The sequence below is a fragment of the Alexandriicola marinus genome (genome assembly GCF_004000435.1).
GTDB lineage: Bacteria > Pseudomonadota > Alphaproteobacteria > Rhodobacterales > Rhodobacteraceae > Alexandriicola > Alexandriicola marinus.
In genome coordinates, this window is record NZ_RBVZ01000001.1 from 699283 (window position 1) to 716907 (window position 17625).

The 17625-nt window shown below is 66.1% G+C and carries 19 protein-coding genes; 7 read left to right on the forward strand and 12 right to left on the reverse strand.

Translation table 11 applies throughout. The features are described 5' to 3' along the window. Position 1: 1 nt before the first annotated feature. Positions 2-2788 (forward strand): [protein-PII] uridylyltransferase family protein, encoded by a 2787-nt coding sequence (locus tag EP376_RS03445; protein WP_240652427.1) that lies wholly within the window; start codon positions 2-4, stop codon positions 2786-2788. Beyond that, on the forward strand, positions 2785-3063 hold the full coding sequence (locus tag EP376_RS03450) for a hypothetical protein (protein WP_127654130.1): 279 nt from the start codon (positions 2785-2787) through the stop codon (positions 3061-3063). The genes EP376_RS03445 and EP376_RS03450 overlap by 4 nt, the downstream gene beginning before the upstream one ends. Here the strand turns inward: EP376_RS03450 and eda are convergent. Then, on the reverse strand, positions 3060-3701 hold the full coding sequence (gene eda, locus EP376_RS03455; RefSeq protein WP_127654131.1) for a bifunctional 4-hydroxy-2-oxoglutarate aldolase/2-dehydro-3-deoxy-phosphogluconate aldolase: 642 nt from the start codon (positions 3699-3701) through the stop codon (positions 3060-3062). The genes EP376_RS03450 and eda overlap by 4 nt on opposite strands. Positions 3702-3745: 44 nt before the next feature. After that, positions 3746-5548: a phosphogluconate dehydratase gene (edd, locus tag EP376_RS03460; protein WP_127654132.1), complete on the reverse strand. Its 1803-nt coding sequence runs from the start codon at positions 5546-5548 to the stop codon at positions 3746-3748. Positions 5549-5788: 240 nt separating this feature from the next. Between edd and EP376_RS03465 the strand changes: the two genes are divergently transcribed. Genes EP376_RS03465 through EP376_RS03475 form a run of 3 tightly spaced genes read left to right on the forward strand, consistent with a single transcriptional unit; the run spans position 5789 to position 8201 of the window. Beyond that, positions 5789-6388 (forward strand): DUF6778 family protein, encoded by a 600-nt coding sequence (locus EP376_RS03465; RefSeq protein ID WP_127654133.1) that lies wholly within the window; start codon positions 5789-5791, stop codon positions 6386-6388. A gap of 38 nt (positions 6389-6426) precedes the next feature. Further along, positions 6427-7641, forward strand: coding sequence for an RSP_2647 family RNA methyltransferase (locus tag EP376_RS03470; protein WP_127654134.1), 1215 nt, complete (start codon positions 6427-6429; stop codon positions 7639-7641). Further along, positions 7638-8201 (forward strand): RSP_2648 family PIN domain-containing protein, encoded by a 564-nt coding sequence (locus EP376_RS03475; RefSeq protein WP_127654135.1) that lies wholly within the window; start codon positions 7638-7640, stop codon positions 8199-8201. Before EP376_RS03470 ends, EP376_RS03475 begins: the two co-directional genes overlap by 4 nt. A 10-nt stretch (positions 8202-8211) precedes the next feature. Here EP376_RS03475 and EP376_RS03480 read toward each other — a convergent pair whose 3' ends face one another. The 8 genes from EP376_RS03480 to EP376_RS03510 form a co-directional block, all read right to left on the reverse strand. Further along, entirely contained in the window at positions 8212-8895 is a 684-nt protein-coding gene (locus EP376_RS03480; RefSeq protein WP_127654713.1) for a M48 family metallopeptidase, read from the reverse strand. Between the two features lie 37 nt (positions 8896-8932). Then, positions 8933-9577 (reverse strand): MOSC domain-containing protein, encoded by a 645-nt coding sequence (locus EP376_RS03485; RefSeq protein ID WP_127654136.1) that lies wholly within the window; start codon positions 9575-9577, stop codon positions 8933-8935. Continuing rightward, positions 9567-10157, reverse strand: a complete 591-nt coding sequence (locus EP376_RS03490) for a DedA family protein (protein ID WP_127654137.1) — start codon at positions 10155-10157, stop codon at positions 9567-9569. The genes EP376_RS03485 and EP376_RS03490 overlap by 11 nt, the downstream gene beginning before the upstream one ends. Continuing rightward, a complete protein-coding gene (locus EP376_RS03495; RefSeq protein ID WP_127654138.1) occupies positions 10157-11344 on the reverse strand; it encodes a vWA domain-containing protein in 1188 nt (395 codons plus the stop codon). Before EP376_RS03495 ends, EP376_RS03490 begins: the two co-directional genes overlap by 1 nt. An 11-nt stretch (positions 11345-11355) precedes the next feature. Continuing rightward, a complete protein-coding gene (locus tag EP376_RS22915; RefSeq protein ID WP_164744855.1) occupies positions 11356-11526 on the reverse strand; it encodes a hypothetical protein in 171 nt (56 codons plus the stop codon). A gap of 17 nt (positions 11527-11543) precedes the next feature. Continuing rightward, positions 11544-12902, reverse strand: a complete 1359-nt coding sequence (locus EP376_RS03500) for a DUF2927 domain-containing protein (RefSeq protein ID WP_127654139.1) — start codon at positions 12900-12902, stop codon at positions 11544-11546. After that, complete coding sequence (locus EP376_RS03505) at positions 12899-13360, reverse strand: GNAT family N-acetyltransferase (protein ID WP_127654140.1); 462 nt, start codon at positions 13358-13360, stop codon at positions 12899-12901. Before EP376_RS03505 ends, EP376_RS03500 begins: the two co-directional genes overlap by 4 nt. 255 nt (positions 13361-13615) lie before the next feature. After that, positions 13616-14455 (reverse strand): AAA family ATPase, encoded by an 840-nt coding sequence (locus EP376_RS03510; protein ID WP_127654714.1) that lies wholly within the window; start codon positions 14453-14455, stop codon positions 13616-13618. 207 nt (positions 14456-14662) lie between these two features. Here EP376_RS03510 and dksA point away from each other — a divergent pair, with 207 nt between their 5' ends. Beyond that, positions 14663-15085 carry an RNA polymerase-binding protein DksA gene (gene dksA, locus EP376_RS03515; RefSeq protein WP_127654141.1) on the forward strand — a complete coding sequence of 141 codons (423 nt, stop codon included), beginning with the start codon at positions 14663-14665 and terminating at the stop codon, positions 15083-15085. Positions 15086-15116: 31 nt separating this feature from the next. Next, positions 15117-16250, forward strand: a complete 1134-nt coding sequence (locus EP376_RS03520) for an FAD-dependent monooxygenase (protein ID WP_338068380.1) — start codon at positions 15117-15119, stop codon at positions 16248-16250. A 6-nt stretch (positions 16251-16256) separates the two neighbouring features. Here EP376_RS03520 and xth read toward each other — a convergent pair whose 3' ends face one another. Continuing rightward, positions 16257-17036, reverse strand: a complete 780-nt coding sequence (gene xth, locus EP376_RS03525) for an exodeoxyribonuclease III (protein ID WP_127654143.1) — start codon at positions 17034-17036, stop codon at positions 16257-16259. Between the two features lie 63 nt (positions 17037-17099). Beyond that, positions 17100-17528, reverse strand: coding sequence for an FKBP-type peptidyl-prolyl cis-trans isomerase (locus EP376_RS03530; protein ID WP_127654144.1), 429 nt, complete (start codon positions 17526-17528; stop codon positions 17100-17102). Positions 17529-17625: the final 97 nt, after the last annotated feature.

Sequence of the window (17625 nt, forward strand, 5' to 3'; positions counted from 1 at the left end):
CGTGGCAGATCACCGCCTCGTCACCCGCATCACCCGCCAGCCCCGGCCGTTCGATCCTGACCGCGCGGAGGAGGCGCGTGCCCTTGCGCCGTGGGCACAAGGCCCGGCGGCCGAGTTGATCACGGGGGCCGGCGGATGCAGCCCCTACCTATTGTCGCTGATCGCGAAGGAGGCCGACTGGCTCGAACGCGCCTTCGACAACCCCGAAGCCGCCCGCGATGAGACGCTGGCCGAGGCCGCGTCCCTCCCGCTCGATCAGTTGAAATCGGGCCTGCGCCGGGCGAAACGGCGGATCGCGCTTCTGGCGGGGCTTGCCGATCTGGGCGGTGTCTGGCCACTGGAGGAGGTGACAGGCAGCCTGACCCGGCTGGCCGATATCGCCTGCCACCGGACACTGACCGAACTGTTGCGCCCCGAACTCGCCCGTGGCCGCATCCCCGGCAAGACCGAGGCCGATGCCGAGGCGGGCGCGGGCTATGCGGTTCTGGCCATGGGAAAGATGGGCGCGTTCGAGCTGAACTATTCCAGCGACATCGACCTGATCTGCCTGTTCGATGATACCCAGTTCTCCCTCGAGGACGTGGCCGAGGTGCGATCGGCCTTCGTCAAGATCACCCGCAAGCTCTGCGCGATCCTCGGCGACAATACCGGCGAAGGCTATGTCTTCCGCACCGATCTGCGCCTGCGGCCCGATGCGGCGGTGACGCCGGTCTGCCTGTCGATGTCGGCGGCCGAAAGCTATTATGAAGGCGTCGGCCGGACGTGGGAACGGGCGGCCTATATCAAGGCGCGTGCCTGCGCGGGCGACATTTCGGCGGGTGAGAGGTTTCTCGAAACGCTGACCCCCTTTGTCTGGCGGCGGCACCTTGATTTCGCGGCGATCCAGGATGCCCACGACATGCGCCTGCGCATTCGCGATCACAAGGGGTTGCACGGCCCCCTGCGCCTGCCGCGCCATGACATGAAGCTGGGCCGGGGCGGCATTCGCGAGATCGAGTTCTTCACCCAGACCCGGCAGATCATCGCAGGAGGGCGCGATCCGTCGCTGCGGGTGCGCGGCACGGTCGAGGGGCTGGCGCGTCTGGCCGAGGCGGGATGGCTCCCGGCCGAGACGGCCGCGACGCTGACCCGCCACTACCGCCTGCACCGCGAGGTCGAACATCGCCTCCAGATGATCGCCGACGCCCAGACACATGCGCTGCCCACCAATGACGAGGGCTTCGACAGGCTCGCCGCGTTCATGGGGCAGGATCGCGCGACATTCGAGGCCGACCTGACCGCCCGTCTGGAAGAGGTGCATGACCTGATCGAGGGCTTCTTTACCCCTGACGAGGCGCAGGGCGACGAGGGCGACGAGCAGGAATTCGGTGCCGAGATCACCGCCCGCTGGCCGGATTACCCGGCGTTGCGCTCGGCCCGCGCGGGCGAGCTGTTCCGCCGCCTGCGCCCCGAGATCCTCGGCGCCATGCAAGAGGCCGCCCGCCCGGAAGAGGCGCTGGTCAATTTCGACCGCTTCCTGTCTGGTCTGCCGGCAGGCGTCCAGCTGTTCTCGCTCTTCGATGCCAACCCGCAGCTGACCCGGCTGATCGTCGATATCGCCTCGACCGCGCCCGCGCTCGCGCAATACCTGTCGCGCAACGCCGGTGTGTTCGATGCGGTGATCGGGGGCGATTTCTTTGCGCCCTGGCCGGGGGTGGGTGTCCTGACGGAACAGCTTGCGGCACAGCTGGCCGCAACCGAGGATTACGAGGCACGGCTCGATGCCACTCGTCGCTGGGCCAAGGAATGGCATTTCCGGGTGGGCGTGCACCACCTGCGGGGCCTGATCTCGGCCACCGATGCCGGCGCGCAATATGCCGATCTGGCCGAAGCGGCGGTGGCCGGTCTCTGGCCCCATGTGGTGGATGATTTCTCGGCCAAGCACGGGGCGCCCCCGGGGCGCGGCGCGGTGGTTCTGGCGATGGGGTCACTGGGCGCGCAGCGGCTGAACGCGGCCTCGGACCTTGACCTGATCGTGATCTATGACGGGCAGGGGGTCGAGGCGTCCGAGGGCAGACGCCCGCTTGCCACGCGCAGCTATTTCTCGCGCCTGACACAGGCCCTGGTCACCGCGATGACCGCGCCCACGGCCGAGGGGCGCCTCTACGAGGTCGACATGCGGCTCAGGCCGTCGGGGCGGCAGGGGCCGGTGGCCACGTCATGGGATGCGTTTCGCACCTATCAGCGCGACGAGGCCTGGACATGGGAGCATCTGGCCCTGACCCGTGCCCGCCCCATCGCAGGAGACGCGTCGTTCCGCGACGAGGCCGAAGCCTTCCGGCAGAGCCTGCTGGCCGAGAAATCGACGGGTGCGGGCATCGTGATCGAGGTGGCCGACATGCGCCGCCGCATCGCCGAGGCCAAGCCGCCGCAGGGTGACTGGGATGCCAAGATCGGCCCCGGCAGGCTTCAGGATGCCGAGCTTGCCGCGCAGACGCTGGCGCTTTTGTCGGGATCGGAGGCGCGGCAACCCTTGGCGCAGGTCGAGGCCGGGGCGGCCGCGGGACTGGTGTCTGCCGATCAGGCCCATGCGCTGCGTCGGTCCCTGACCTTGTTCTGGCAGTTGCAGGCCACGGCGCGGCTTCTGACCGGTGGTATGCTGGTGCCGGACGAATTGGGCGAGGGTGGCCGCCGGATGGTGCTGCGCGAAACCGGGCAGGACGATATGGAAACGCTCGGCCGTGCCATGAAAGAGACGGCCTCGCGCGCCGACGATGTGATTGCCAGCTTGCTGAAAGGGACGACATGAAGGGAACGCCCGAAGACCCGCGCGGTCTGATACAGGAAGCCTACAGGATGGTAGGGATATCAGCGCCCGAATGCCGGTCGATCTTTCTGGACTGGGCGCTTGGTGTGCCGCCTGATCGCGAGACCAAGACCGAGGTGCGCCGGCTCCTCAACCGTTATGCCGAGGCCAATCCCGGCCACCCGATGACGCAGACGCTGATCGAAGCGCTGGACGAACCCGCCAGCGCCCGCCGGCGCGGCGGGCGCGCCGGTCGGCTGCGTGACACGAACACTTAGCGGGGAAGGGCCGCGGCCCCGCGGGCGAGCTGTTCGATCCCGGCCCAGTCGCCCGAGGCGATCAGTTCCTTGGGGGCGACCCAGCTTCCGCCGACGCACACAACATTGGGCAGCGACAGGTAATCGCGCGCATTGGCAAGGCTCACACCGCCCGTTGGGCAGAAGCTGACCTGCGGGATCGGCGCGCCGATCGCCTTGAGCGCGGGTGCCCCGCCCGAGGCTTCGGCCGGGAAGAACTTCTGAACGCTGTAGCCCCGCTCCAGAAGCCGCATCGCCTCTGTCGCGCTGGACGACCCGGCCAGAAGCGGCAGGTCGTTGGCCTCGCAGGCATCGAGAAGTCGGTCCGTCGAACCGGGCGAGACCCCGAAATTCGCGCCGGCCTCCTTGGCGGCCTCGACATCGGCCTCGGTCAGGAGCGTGCCGGCCCCCACCACGCCGCCTTCGACGCCCGCCATCTCGCGGATCGCATCGAGTGCGGCCGGGGTGCGCAGCGTCACTTCGAGCACGGGGAGCCCGCCGGCCACGAGCGCCCGCGCCAGATCGGCGGCGGAGCCTGCATCCTCGAGCACGAGAACAGGAATGACGGGGGCCAGTCCGCAAAGATCGGCGTTGAGTTTGCTGGCTTGTTCAGGGGTCATGGCTACTTTCCCGGTATGTGACTGGTGACGGGCGGTGCGCAGGGTCAGACGACCACGCCCGCGCCTTCGGCGGCAAGGCCGACATTGCGGCGGAACACCTCGAACAGCTCGCGGCCGACGCCGTTTCCGTTGCCGCTCAGATCTGCCACGGCCGGGGTGCGGCCCGACAGGTCCTCGAGGCAGGTCAGCGTGCCGGTCGTCGCATCGAGCCTGAGCATATCACCGTCGCGCAGAAGCGCGATCGGCCCGCCATCGGCGGCCTCGGGGCAGACATGGATCGCGGCGGGCACCTTGCCGCTCGCGCCCGACATGCGCCCGTCGGTGACAAGTGCGACCTTGAGCCCACGATCCTGCAACACGGCAAGGGTGGGCGTCAGGGAATGCAGTTCCGGCATCCCGTTCGATTTCGGCCCCTGAAAGCGGACGACGACGATCGTATCGGACGTGATCTCGCCGTTCTGGAAGGCTGTCTTCACATCGCCCTGATCGTGAAAAATCCGGGCCGGCGCTTCGATCACGTGGCGTTCGGGGGCGACGGCGGAGGTCTTGATCACCGCGCGGCCGAGGTTCCCGGCCAGCTGGACCAGACCGCCGGTGGACTGGAACGGATCAGACGCGGGACGCAGAATCTTGTCGTTGAGTGTCTCGCCCGCGCCTGCGGCATAGACGACCTTGCCATCTTCGAGCTTGGGTTCCTGAGTATAAAGTGACAGCCCGTCGCCCGCGACCGTGGTCACATCCTCGTGCAGAAGGCCCGCATCGAGAAGCTGCCCGATCATGTAGCCGAGGCCGCCGGCTGCGTGGAAATGGTTCACGTCGGCCAGGCCATTGGGATAGACCTTGGCCATCAGCGGCGTCACCGACGAGATGTCGGAGAAGTCCTGCAGGTCAAGCTGGATGCCCGCGGCCTTGGCCATCGCGGGAAGGTGCATCACGAGGTTGGTCGAGCCGCCCGTGGCCATCAGGCCCACGATCCCGTTCACGAAGGCCTTTTCATCGAGAATCTCGTAGACCGGGCGGAAATCGTTGCCGAGCGCGGTGATCGAGGCCGCCCGTTCGGTGCCCGCGACCGTCAGCGCCTCGCGCAGGGGGGTGCCGGGATTGACGAAACTTGCGCCCGGCAGGTGCAGGCCCATGAACTCCATCAGCATCTGGTTGGAATTGGCCGTCCCATAGAAGGTGCAGGTGCCCGGCCCGTGGTAGGAGGCCATCTCGGCCGCCATCAGCGCGTCGCGCCCGACCTCGCCATTGGCGAATTGCTGGCGGACCTTGGCTTTTTCGTCATTGGGCAGGCCGCTTGTCATCGGGCCTGCCGGCAGAAAGATCGACGGGATATAGCCGAAGGTCGCCGCGGCCATCACCAGCCCCGGCACGATCTTGTCGCAGACGCCAAGATAGATGGCCGCGTCGAATGTGTTGTGGCTCAGGCCGACGCCGGCTGCCAGCGCGATCACATCGCGCGAAAAGAGAGACAGCTCCATCCCCGTCTGGCCCTGGGTCACCCCGTCGCACATGGCCGGAACGCCGCCTGCCACCTGCGCGGTTGCACCGGCGGCACGGGCCGCGCTGCGGATCAGGTCGGGATAGGTCTCGAACGGCTGATGCGCGGAGAGCATGTCGTTATAGGCGGTGATGATCCCGATATTGGGCGCACGCGCCTCGATCAGCGCGTCCTTGTCCGCGCCCATCGCGGCATAGGCATGGGCCTGGTTGCCGCAGGTCAGGTGGGCGCGGCGTGGCCCATCGGCCGCGGCGGCACGCATTGTTTCCAGATAGCGACCCCGGCTTTGGGCGCTGCGTTCGATGATGCGGTCTGTCACTTCGGCAATTACGCGATCAAGCGGCATGGGGCCTCCTTTAACCTGGGTGCGGGACCGGCGCCCGCAGCGTTCGATGGCCGGATATCATCTTCCGTTAGCGCTAACAACAGGGGATTCCGTCTGCTTTGCAGCGGTGCAGACGCCTGAGAGCCTGCAATTCAACTCAAATTTGCACCTAAGTCTCCTCATTTCGGCCCCGTTCGGCGGCTACGACCAAACAAAGGCCCGGTAATGGAAACAATCGCCGGGTCAGCCAAGGAGATTGTCATGACCCTGCGTCTGATTGCCGCCCTCATCCTCGCCACGGGCCTGTCGGCCTGCGCCACGACCGAGACCGTGTCCCGGAACGTGCCGCTCGAAGCTCAGGGCCTGACCGCGCCGGAACAGCAGATCATCCGCGACTACAACGTCACCTCGATCATGGTGAACGTGCCGCGCGATCTGCGCGTGTCCGAGAACAACAGCTATTATCCCAACGCCGATATCGTCTGGCGCGGCGACCCGGTCGGTGACCGCCACGCCCAGATCGAGGAAATCTTCCGCACGGCGACGACACAGGCGGCCGAGGACATCGATGGATCGCGCGACGTGATCGCGGTGGTCGATGTCGTCCGCTTCCACGGTGTCACGGAACGCACACGCTATTCGGTAGGCGGTGTCTACAACATGGTCTTCAACCTCGGCATCTATGATGGCGAGACGGGTCTGGTCATCGAAACCCCGCGTCAGTTGGCGGCGAACCTGCCGGCCCCGGGTGGACAGGCGGCCGTTCAGCTTGAACAGGCGGGCCAGACCGAAAAGGTGCGGGTTCTGAACTACCTCACCTTCTTCATTCAGCAGGAGCTTTCGACGCCTGCGGGCGTCTGAGGCTTCCCACTTCATTTCAATCACGCTAGGAGGACGGCATGTCGCTGTCCTCCCATTCCGTTGTAACGGACCGCCCCGTCATCCGGTTGCTGCCCAAGGCAGAGGCCCGCGCCATCCGGCACGGGTTTCCCTGGGTCTATGCCAACGAACTGGTCATGGATCGGCGCACGCGCGCGATTGTTCCGGGCAGTTTCGCCACCCTCGAAGACAACGACCGGCGGCCTTTGGCGACGGTTACGTTCAACCCGCAGTCGCGCATTGCCGCCCGGGTGATGGACGCCGACCCCGACGCGGCGATCGACCGCGCCTGGATCGAGGCGCGACTGACCCGCGCGCTCGACCTTCGGGACCGGCTGTACGATCAGCCGTTCTACCGGCTTGTCCATGCCGAGGCCGATGGCCTGCCCGGTGTCGTGATCGACCGGTTCGGCGATCATGCCGTCGTCCAACCCAACACGGCGTGGTCCGAGGCGATGATCGAGGATATCGCGGAGGCGCTGGTCGCGGTCTGTGGCCTCTCGACGATCATCCGCAACGGCACCGGCCGGGCCCGACAGCTCGAAGGTCTTCCCGAAGAGATGTCGATCGTGCGTGGCGCGGCGCCCGAGGCGCCGGTCCAGGTTGTGATGAACGGTGCCACCTATCTGGCCGACCTCATGGGCGGGCAGAAGACGGGGCTGTTCTATGATCAGCGCCCCAATCATGCCTTTGCCGCGGGGCTTGCCCGCGATGTCCGCGTGCTCGATGTCTTTTCGCATGTGGGGGGCTTTGCGCTGGCTGCCCTTGCCTCCGGCGCACGCGAGGCGCTTTGCGTCGACGGCTCGGCCCCGGCGCTGGAGCTGGCCGAAGGCGGCGCGCGCGCCATGGGCATGCGGGACAGGCTTAGCACGCGCAAGGGCGACGCCTTCGCCACGCTCGAGGCGCTGGCCGGGGAGGGTGCGCAGTTCGACCTCGTAATCTGCGACCCGCCAGCCTTCGCGCCGTCGAAAAACGCGCTCGATGCGGGGCTGCGCGCCTATGAAAAGGTCGCCCGTCTTGCCGCGCCGCTGGTGGCCGAGGGCGGTGTCCTGATCCTGTGTTCCTGTTCGCACGCCGCCGATCTGGCAAAGTTCCGGGCGGCCTGTGCCCGCGGCATCGGGCGGGGCGGCCGACGCGGGCCGATCCTTTACACCGGGTTTGCCGGCCCCGACCACCCGGTCCTGCCGCATCTGGCCGAAAGCGGATATCTCAAGGCGCTGGCGTTCCGGCTGTGACGCGCGCGACCCCGCCTCGCGTCGTTCTGGATGCCTGCGTCATCTTTCCCACCGTGACGCGAGAGATGCTTCTCGGCGCCGCGCGTGAGGGGTTCTTTACCCCCCGCTGGTCGGACAGGATCACCGAGGAATGGGTGCGGGCTGCCGCCAAGCTCGGCCCGGAGGGAGAGATTCTGGCACGCGGCGAGGCCGCCCGGCTCGACGCGCTCTGGCCCGATGCCGCGATCCCGCGCCACGAGGGTCTCGAGGCGCGGCTCTGGCTGCCCGATCCGGCGGATGTGCATGTTCTGGCAGCCGCGATCGCGGGCTCCTGCGACGGGATCGTCACCGTGAATGCCAAGGATTTTCCCCGCAACATCCTTGCCGAGGAGGGGCTGTTCAGGGCTGATCCGGATGCGTTTCTTCTGGGGTTCCGGAAGGCCGATCCCGCGCGGATGGGGCAGGTCGCGGACAGGGTTCTGGCTCAGGCGCGCCGCCTGTCGGGAGACGACTGGTCGATACGGGCCCTGATGAAGAAGGCGCGCCTGCCGCGTCTGGGAAAAGCGCTGGATCAGGCCTGACGGCGCGGTTTCAGGTCGACCACTTCGCCTCGTTGGCCTCGATCGCCTTGATCCGCTCACCCGTCTTGGGATGGCTCAGAAGCCATGCGGGCATCGCCGCGCCATGCGCGCCGGTCAGATGTTCGAGCTTTTGAAACAGCGATTTCTGCGGCTCTGTCCCGATCCCGGCCTTGACCAGTAGGGCCGAGGCATAGGCATCGGCCTCGTATTCGTCGTTGCGCGACAGCCGCGCGGACAACAGCGTCATCAGCCCGTTGGCGACCATCGGCCCGACGCCGGGCAGGAACCGGTTCAGGATCATGGCGAGCGCGGTGCGCAGGGCATTCTGGCCCGAAAAATCGATCATCCGGCGGCGCGAATGGCCAAGGGCCACGTGGCCCAGCTCATGCGCGATGACGGTGGCCATCTCTTCTGCCGAGACTTCGCCCGCGCGATACTTGTTGTAGAAACCGCGCGTGATGAAGATGCGCCCGTCCGGCGCCGCCAATCCGTTGACCTGCTCGATCTCGTAGACGTTGACGCGGATCCGCTCGATCTCGAGCGCGCGGGCCATCCGGCTCATCAACTCGCGCAGGCGCGCATCGGCAAGCTCGGTCGATTTCGCGTCCAGCTCGCGCGCGGTGCGCCATGCCGAAAAGCGATACATCGCATAGCCATAGAGAAGGGCCAGAAGGATCGGGGTGAATTTTATCATGGGCATGATATGGGGCCGCCGGGCCCGCTCTCAATAGCTAGGGTGTCGCAGAGGCATCACGACCTGCACGAACCAGAAGGCGATGGGCGGGAATTCGGGCAAGGGCGGCCAGGATCGCAGGGTCCGTCAGGCCCGTTCTGCTGGCGGCAAGGCAGGCCGCCATCGTCACTTCGGGGCCGTCTGCATAGGGCAGGAGCCTCGCGGCATCGCCCGCGCGCACGGGGCCCGGTGACAGAACCCGCGCATAGGCGCCGGAATGACCCTCATCGAAGAAGCGTTTCACGAAGCCCGGGTCGTCCATGACGCGGGCAAGCGTGATGCAGGGGATGCGGGGGGCGGTCAGCTCCAGCAGGACGTCGCCAATGGCGATCCGGTCACCGATTGCGGCCGTGGCGCTTGTCCAGCCGTCGATCACGATGTTCTCGCCAAAGCTGCCCGGGGGCAGATCCCGCCCGAGGCAGCGCGCCCAATGCGCGTAATCGCCTGACCCCATGAGATAGACGGCCTGATCTGGGCCGCCGTGATTGTCTGTGTCGACGATCGTATCGCCTTCAAGGCCCCGGGGGCCGATCTCCACCACGCCCTTCCGGGGCCTCTTGAAGAACCCGGTCCACCCTGATTTCGTGTCGATCGGCTCAGCCGCGCCGGTCAGAACGGCCCGGATCGTCAGCCTAGCGTCCATTGCGCAGAACCCTGAGCAGAACAAGGGCGCCGAGCGTCAGGACGGCCACCGCGATCACCCATGACCACCGAGCCGCCGCCGCGATCACCGCGTCGATATTGCCGGCGAAATGGAACCCGATCAGCGTATAGCCCCCGACCCAGATCGCCCGGCCCGCGAAATGACCAAGGTGGAATTGGCGCCACGACACCTCGGCCGCGCCGGCCAGAAGGTTGATCGCAGGACCCGCCTGCGCCGCGAAGGACGATCCCAGAAAGATCGCGGCCCCGCCCCATCGGTCGTGGCGCGCGCGGGCCGAGGCGATCAGCTTGCCCCAGCCGCGCCGCGTTTCCATCCGCGCGACCGCCGCCGCGCCATAGCGGCGGCCAAGGGCGAAAACCACGATCCCGGGCACAAGCGCGCCCGCGTAGCCAAGGATCAGGTAGGGGGCGAGCGGCACGCCAGCCGTCGCCACCCAGGCCCCCGCGATGATCATCACGACAAGCGCCGGGATCGGAAACCCGAGACACGACAGGAAGTTGATCACCATCACACCCGCCGGGCCGTAGCTTTCGATCAGCGGGGTCCAGTCGCCGTCCATCAGCCCAGACGCCTCATGCCCGCCGTCAGCCCCTCCAGCGTCATCGGGACCATGCGGGCCGGATCGTCGAGGATGTCGCGGATCATCCGGGTCGATTCGGTATATTGCCAGTGGCGCTCGGGCAGGGGGTTGAGCCAGATCGTATCGGGCCAGTGTTCGAAGGCGCGCCGCAACCAGACCTCGCCCGCCTCACGGTTCCAGTACTCGTTGGCCCCGCCCGGCATCGCGATTTCATAGGGGCTCATCGAGGCATCGCCCACGAAGATGCATTTCCAGTCCGACCCGTAGGTCCGCAGCACATCCCATGTGGGCATCACGTCGGCGTGGCGGCGGCGGTTGTCCCGCCAGACCCCCTCGTAGAGGCAGTTGTGGAAATAGTAATGTTCGAGGTTCTTGAATTCGGCGCGCGCGGCCGAGAACAGCTCTTCGACCACGCGCACATGCGCGTCCATCGAGCCCCCCACGTCGAGAAACAGCAGCACCTTGACCGCGTTGCGCCGTTCGGGCCGGGTCTTGACGTCGAGATAGCCATGCTCGGCGGTGGCGCGGATCGTGCCGTCGAGGTCGAGTTCCTCATGTGCGCCATCGCGGGCCCAGTTGCGCAGGCGTTTGAGCGCAACCTTGATGTTGCGGGTCCCGATCTCGACACTGTCGTCGAGATTGCGGAACTCCCGCTTGTCCCAGACCTTGACGGCGCGCTGGTGGCGGCTTTCGTCCTGCCCGATGCGCGCGCCTTCGGGATTGTATCCATGCGCGCCGAAAGGCGAGGTGCCGCCGGTGCCGATCCATTTCGATCCGCCCTGATGCCGGCCCTTCTGTTCCTCGAGTCGCTTTTTCAGCGTCTCCATCAGCGCGTCAAAGCCGCCAAGCGCCTCGATCTCGGCCTTTTCCGCGTCGGTCAGGAATCTCTCCGCCTGCTTGCGCAGCCAGTCCTCGGGCAGGTCGAGCGCGCCCAGAACCTCCTCCGGGCCGATCTGTTCCAGCCCGTCGAACGTCGCGGCGAAGGCGCGGTCGAAACGGTCGATGTGGCGTTCGTCCTTCACCATTGCGGCGCGCGCGAGGTAATAGAACCCCTCGACATCGTAGATGACGATCCCGGCCTTCATGGCCTCGAGAAATGTCAGGAACTCGCGCAGCGTGACGGGCACGCCTTCGCGCCGCATATGATCGAGGAAGGGCAGGAACATGCCCTGCGCCCTCAGACCATCGAGCGTTCGATGAAGATCAGCACGAACAGGCCGACCAGCCCGAAGATGATCGCGAAAACGGCGCTCCATTGCGCGATATCAAGGCCCTTGCCGCCATTCATCTTCGCCCGGATGGCGCCGAGGATCGCACCGATAAGCAGGCCACCAAGCGGATAGATCATGAAGGCTCAACCCCTTGTCAGGTCCGCCCGCCCGGATTGAGAGATGCGATCTCGGCCAGCCGGGCACGGACATTGTATTCGGAACCCAGTCCGTAACGTGCCCAGCCAAGGCTGTCCAGACGCACCGCCTCTGCCTCATTGACGCGGCCCTGAAGGTCGAGAGCCTCGGCCTTGAACATCATGAGCGTCGCCAGAAGCGCCGCGTTCTCGGCGCGCGACGCGACCGGGATCGCCCCATCGACCAGCCGCAACGTGGTCTCGGCATCCCCGGAGCTGAGCGCAAAGGCCGCAAGCTGCACCGCGACATGCGCCTCGTGGATGCGCGCCTCGGGCGCGGTCCGGAATTCGCGGGCGGCCTGATCGAACGCCGCGCGGGCGAGGTCGGGATCGTTCGAGATCTGGAGCCTGCCATAGGCGTAATAGGCAAACCCGGGCCGGGTGCCCCGCCATCCGAAGGCGCGGGCCAGGTTGATGGCGTCTTCGGCGGCGCGGCGCCGCACGAAAGGCGATCCGCCGGGGGACAGCGCTGTTTCCATCGCCTCGATCCAGTCCCGCGACGTGTCGTTGACCGAACGGCGCGGGACGGATTGGCCGGCGGGATTCAGCTGTGCGAGGATGCCGGGCAGGCGGGCTGCCACCTCGCCACGGGACATGCCGCTGCGCAGTTGGGGGGAGTAATAGGCCCGCAGAACAAGCATGTCGAACCCGGTCAGGACGGCATGGATATTGTCATCGTTGAAGACGCTGTCGGGCAGGCGGTAAAGGTCGTTCAGCGGACCCAGTGCCTGGGCGAGTTCCTCGTGCAGACAATCCCGGATTTCCTGTGGCGCCACGTCGGCGGGCACAAAGATCGTGGCACGGTCGCGACGTGTCAGCGTCGTCCAGTCGACCTGAGGGGTGCGACGTGCGCGCAGGAATTCCTGCCAGCCGGACACCCGGGGCACGACGAAACAGGCCGCGCGCGGCACGGTGCGCTGCAATTCGCTGCGCGGGATCGCCTCGATGGTGATGCTGGCCGATGGCGCGCCGGTCAGCGCGATGTCGATCCCCGCCTCGCTGCGCAGCCGCGCGAGAAGCCCGCGGAGATCGCTGATCAGCGAGGGCGGCGCCATGCCCGTCACCCGGACGGAGACCGGCTGCTCGAACCTTGTCATCACGGGCACGGCCCGTCCGCTTTCCATCCGGAAAGTCAGGTCGAGGAAGTCGTTCGCGATGTCGGCATTGGATCTCGTGGGCCGGGTCGCGGGCGCGGCCGAGAAGCTGCGCATCGGGGGCAGGGCCTCGGCGAACGCGCTGGCGCGCGTGGGTACGGGTTGCTGCGGCGCGGGCGCGCAGGAGGCCAGACAGGTCAGGGCGGCAAGGACGATCCGCTTCATGCCGGCCTCTGATACTTGATAAAGGGTGTCAGGGTGCCGATCCGGTCATAAAGTCGGCGGGCCGTCGCGTTGAAATCCTGTGTCGTCCAGTAGACCGATGGCGCGCCCATCGCGTCGGCCGCGGCATAGACGGCCTCGATCAGCGCGCGCCCCACGCCATGGCCGCGGGCGTCGGGAGCGGCATAGAGATCCTGAAGGTAGCAGACATCCTCGATCTTCCAGCCATGGCGGTGAAACAGGTAATGGGCAAGGCCCACGGGTTTGCCGTCCAGCTCGGCGATCATGCCGTGAAGATCGCGGGGATCATCGCCCAGAAGCCGCTCGAACTGGCTGGCATAAATCTCTTCGGGCAGAGAGGTTTCATAGAACGCGAGGTAGCCACGCCAGAGTTGGCGCCAGACGTCCCGGTCTGTCCGCGCCAGAGGGCGGATATGGACGCGCACAGATGGATCGGCCAAGACCGATGTCTCCTCTCATCCATGGCGCGAAAGACCAACGGGCCGGATCCGATGATCCCGCCGCATCGCGCGCTATTCGCAACCAAGCGCCCCCACCTGGTCCGACGATCTAGCGATGAGTTTGAGGTGAAATCATCTCTAATTCGTGGTTAATTCAGGGAAATCAGGGCCACAGTGGCCGCTATGCCGCAGATGCGTAGTGCTTGCTTGTGGGGCAGCCGCAAGATGTGGATTTCGCCTGAATATATGGCTCTGTCAGCGCCGCGAACGCGCCATGAAGGCGAGACGTTCGAACAGGTGCACATCCTGTTCGTTCTTCAGAAGCGCACCGTGCAGCCGTGGCAGGGCATCTTTCGGATCGCCCTGAAGATCGCTTGCCGTCAGGTCCTCGGCCAGAAGAAGGCGCAGCCAGTCGAGGACCTCGGATGTCGAGGGCTTCTTTTTCAGGCCCGGCGTCTCGCGGATCGCGTAGAATTGGGTCAGCGCCGCGGTCAGGAGGGCCTCCTTGATGCCCGGGTGATGGACCTCGACGATCTGTTTCAGAACCTCGGCCTCGGGAAAGCGGATGTAGTGAAAGAAGCAGCGGCGCAGGAACGCGTCGGGCAGCTCCTTTTCGTTGTTCGAGGTGATGATCACGATCGGGCGCACCTGCGCCTTGACCGTCTCGCCGGTTTCGTAGACGTGAAATTCCATCCGGTCGAGTTCCTGAAGCAGGTCGTTCGGAAACTCGATATCGGCCTTGTCGATCTCGTCGATCAGAAGGACGACCTTGTCGCTGGCCGAGAACGCCTCCCACAGTTTGCCGCGACGGATATAGTTGCGCACGTCATTGACCCGCTCGTCGCCCAGCTGGCTGTCGCGCAAGCGGCTGACGGCATCGTATTCATACAGGCCCTGCTGGGCGCGGGTGGTCGATTTGACATGCCATTCGATGATCGGAAGCCCCAGAGATTGCGCCACCTGGCGGGCAAGTTCGGTCTTGCCGGTGCCGGGCTCCCCCTTGACCAGAAGCGGCCGCTCCAGCGTGACGGCGGCATTGACGGCGACGCGCAGGTCATCCGTGGCGACATAGGTTTCCGTGCCGTCGAACCGCATTCCGGTGCGCCCTTCTCTGGTTTGCATCCGCGGCAATCTAGCATGCCGGGAGCCCGCCACAACCATGCCGTCTTCTCCTGACAATGTGACGTTTCGGGGGGTGACAGCCACCCGCCGCCACTGTAATGGGAAGCCAAGGATCTGAGGGGTGTGCCGATGTCTGGTGAAGCGAGTGGGCTGGAAGTCGGCGCTTCGAAAGGAGCAGAAATGAAAGCGGAAACTTTTCTGCCGGAGGATTACCGCCCGGCCGAGGATGAACCATTCATGAATGACCGGCAGCTTGAGTATTTTCGCCGCAAGCTGTTGAACTGGCGGGCCGACCTTCTGGCTGACAGCCGCGATACGATTTCCGGCATGAAGGACCAGACCCGGAACATCCCCGACATCGCCGACCGCGCCAGCGAAGAAACGGACCGGGCACTGGAATTGCGCACCCGGGATCGCCAGCGCAAGCTGGTCAGCAAGATCGACGCGGCCCTGCGCCGCATCGAAGAGGGCGAATACGGCTATTGCGAAATCACCGGCGAGCCGATCTCTCTCAAGCGGCTTGATGCGCGGCCCATCGCCACGATGAGCCTCGAGGCGCAGGAACGTCACGAACGCCGGGAAAAGGTCCATCGCGACGACTGAGGCGTTCGGCCCGCATCTGACGGGACGGCAGATCACGGTCATCGGCGCCGGGATCGGCGGGCTTGCCTGTGCCGGAGCAATGGCGCAGGCGGGTGCGAACGTTACCGTTCTGGAACAGGCCGCCGAATTGCGCGAGGTGGGCGCAGGCCTTCAGGTCACACCCAATGGCGCACGGGTGATCCGCGCGCTTGGGCTGGGCGCGGACTATGACGCGGGCGGCCTTGCCGCTGCTGCCGTCTCGCCCACGGATGCCCTGACGGGCCGCGTTCTGGCCCGGTTCGATCTGGGCCACACCGATCCCGCCTACAGGTTCTTTCATCGCGCGACCCTGCAACGACTTCTGGCCGACGGCGCAGTGGCGCAGGGCGCCGCGATCCGCACCGGCATCCGTGTCGACAGGCTGGCGCGCGGTGGCAGGATCATGACGGACGAGGGCGCGCGGGAGGCCGATCTTGTGATCGGCGCCGACGGCATTCATTCCGTGGCACGCCGTTTTTGCGAACCGGATGCGCGCCCGGCCGAATTCACGGGGCAGGTGGCGTGGCGGGCCGTCGTGTCCTGCTCGGACGTCCCGCCCGTCGCCCGCATCTGGATGGCCCCCGGACGTCACGTCGTGACCTATCCCCTTTCGGCAGAGCGGATGAATATCGTGGCCGTTCAGGAACGCACGGAATGGGCCGAGGAGGGCTGGCATCATCCCGACGACCCCGAGAACCTTCGCACAGCCTTTGCCGATTGCGGCCCCGATCTCCGGGCAATCCTCGACCGGGTCGAGGAGGCGCGGCTTTGGGGGCTGTTCCGCCACCCTGTCGCCCGGCACTGGCACAACGACAGGGTCGCGATCCTCGGCGATGCGGCACATCCGACGCTGCCGTTCCTTGCGCAGGGGGCCAATCTCGCGCTTGAGGATGCCTTCGTTCTGGCGCGCTGCTGTGCCGGTTTGCCGCTGGACAAGGCATTGCCGCGCTATCAGGCGCTGCGCCGCGACCGGGTCAGCCGCGCGATCGACGCGGCCAATGCCAATGCACGGAACTATCATCTGAGCGGCGCCGGGCGTCGGGTCGCGCATCTGGGGCTTGGCCTGATGGACAGGCTCGCCCCCGCGCTGTTTCTGGGCAGGTTCGGCTGGCTTTACGATTATGATCCGGCGGCCGTGACGCCCTGAGCGGTCTCAGGCGTCGAGGTCGATCCAGACAGGCACGTGATCGGATGGCTTTTCGCCGCCGCGCACTGCTGCCTCGATCCAGCAATCGCGCATGATGTCGGCCGCCTGCGGGGTAAGCAGCATGTGATCGATGCGAATGCCGTCATTCCTGTCCCATGCGCCGGCCTGATAATCCCAGTAGGAATAATGGCCCGGACCCTGTTTGCAGGCGCGGAATGCCTCGGTGAAGCCGAGGTTGACGATCCGGCGGAATGCCGCCCGCGATTCGGGCAGGAACAGCGCATCTTTGGTCCATGCGTCGGGGCGGGCCGCATCCTCCGCCATGGGAATGATGTTGTAATCGCCGGCCATGATCGCGGGCTCTTCGGCCTCCAGCAGATCGGCCGCGCGCGATTTCAGCCGCTCCATCCACGCAAGTTTGTAGTCGTATTTCGGCCCCGGCGCCGGGTTGCCGTTGGGCAGGTAGAGGCAACACAGCCGCACGGCCCGATCGCCCACTACCGTGGCCTCGATCCAGCGGGCCTGCACGTCCTCGTCATCGCCGGGCAAGCCCCGGCTCACATCCTCGAGCGGCAGTTTCGACAGGATCGCAACCCCGTTGAAGCCCTTCTGCCCATGGGTTTCGACGTTATAGCCCCGGTCTTCGAACATCTCGCGGGGGAACGCCTCGTCGACGGACTTAATCTCCTGAAGGAGCGCCACGTCGGGGGCGGAATTATCCAGCCAGTCGGTCAAGGCCCCGATCCGGGCCTTGACCCCATTGATGTTGAACGTCGCGATCTTCATGGCCGTCTCCCGTTTTGCGGCAGACTAGCCGTTCGCGGCCCGGGCACAAGCGGCCCGGTGTGATCAGGCGATTTCGACCAACTCGACGTTGAAGGTTAGGTCCTTGCCGGCCAGCGGATGGTTGGCGTCAAGCACGACCTTGTCCTCGGTCACCTCGGCCACCGTCACGGCCATGGCGCGTCCTGTCTGGTCCTGCACCTGAAGCGCGGTTCCCAGATCGAGCGGGATGTGGTCGGGGATTTGCGCCCGCTCGACCGTTTGCATGGCTTCGGGGTTCACCGGGCCATAGGCTTCGTCACAGGGGACGGTCACGGTCTTGCTTTCGCCGACCTGCATCCCGGGCATCGCCTTGTCGAGGCCGGGGATGATGTCACCCGAGCCCACGGTGAATTCGAGCGGGTCACGGCCCTGCGAACTGTCAAAGGTCGTTCCGTCACTCAGGGTGCCGGTATAGTGAATACGTACGGTGTCTCCCGCTTTGGCTGCGGTCATATGTCTCTCCGAATATCAGGGGGGTGAATTTCGAGGCCGCGTTCAGCGCGGGTTCTCGGTGATAGCCCATAGTAACGCGCTCAGACGCGCTGTCTAC

Bases quoted from the DNA above. Each gene is read 5' to 3' on its own strand.
- EP376_RS03500 (WP_127654139.1), bottom strand. From the start codon at position 12,902: ATGAAGCGGATCGTCCTTGCCGCCCTGACCTGTCTGGCCTCCTGCGCG.
- EP376_RS03510 (WP_127654714.1), bottom strand. From the start codon at position 14,455: ATGCGGTTCGACGGCACGGAAACCTATGTCGCCACGGATGACCTGCGC.
- EP376_RS03485 (WP_127654136.1), bottom strand. From the start codon at position 9,577: ATGGACGCTAGGCTGACGATCCGGGCCGTTCTGACCGGCGCGGCTGAG.
- EP376_RS03495 (WP_127654138.1), bottom strand. From the start codon at position 11,344: ATGTTCCTGCCCTTCCTCGATCATATGCGGCGCGAAGGCGTGCCCGTC.
- dksA (WP_127654141.1), top strand. From the start codon at position 14,663: ATGAAAGCGGAAACTTTTCTGCCGGAGGATTACCGCCCGGCCGAGGAT.
- EP376_RS03530 (WP_127654144.1), bottom strand. From the start codon at position 17,528: ATGACCGCAGCCAAAGCGGGAGACACCGTACGTATTCACTATACCGGC.
- EP376_RS22915 (WP_164744855.1), bottom strand. From the start codon at position 11,526: ATGATCTATCCGCTTGGTGGCCTGCTTATCGGTGCGATCCTCGGCGCC.
- xth (WP_127654143.1), bottom strand. From the start codon at position 17,036: ATGAAGATCGCGACGTTCAACATCAATGGGGTCAAGGCCCGGATCGGG.
- EP376_RS03450 (WP_127654130.1), top strand. From the start codon at position 2,785: ATGAAGGGAACGCCCGAAGACCCGCGCGGTCTGATACAGGAAGCCTAC.
- eda (WP_127654131.1), bottom strand. From the start codon at position 3,701: ATGACCCCTGAACAAGCCAGCAAACTCAACGCCGATCTTTGCGGACTG.
- edd (WP_127654132.1), bottom strand. From the start codon at position 5,548: ATGCCGCTTGATCGCGTAATTGCCGAAGTGACAGACCGCATCATCGAA.
- EP376_RS03470 (WP_127654134.1), top strand. From the start codon at position 6,427: ATGTCGCTGTCCTCCCATTCCGTTGTAACGGACCGCCCCGTCATCCGG.
- EP376_RS03480 (WP_127654713.1), bottom strand. From the start codon at position 8,895: ATGATAAAATTCACCCCGATCCTTCTGGCCCTTCTCTATGGCTATGCG.
- EP376_RS03465 (WP_127654133.1), top strand. From the start codon at position 5,789: ATGACCCTGCGTCTGATTGCCGCCCTCATCCTCGCCACGGGCCTGTCG.
- EP376_RS03490 (WP_127654137.1), bottom strand. From the start codon at position 10,157: ATGGACGGCGACTGGACCCCGCTGATCGAAAGCTACGGCCCGGCGGGT.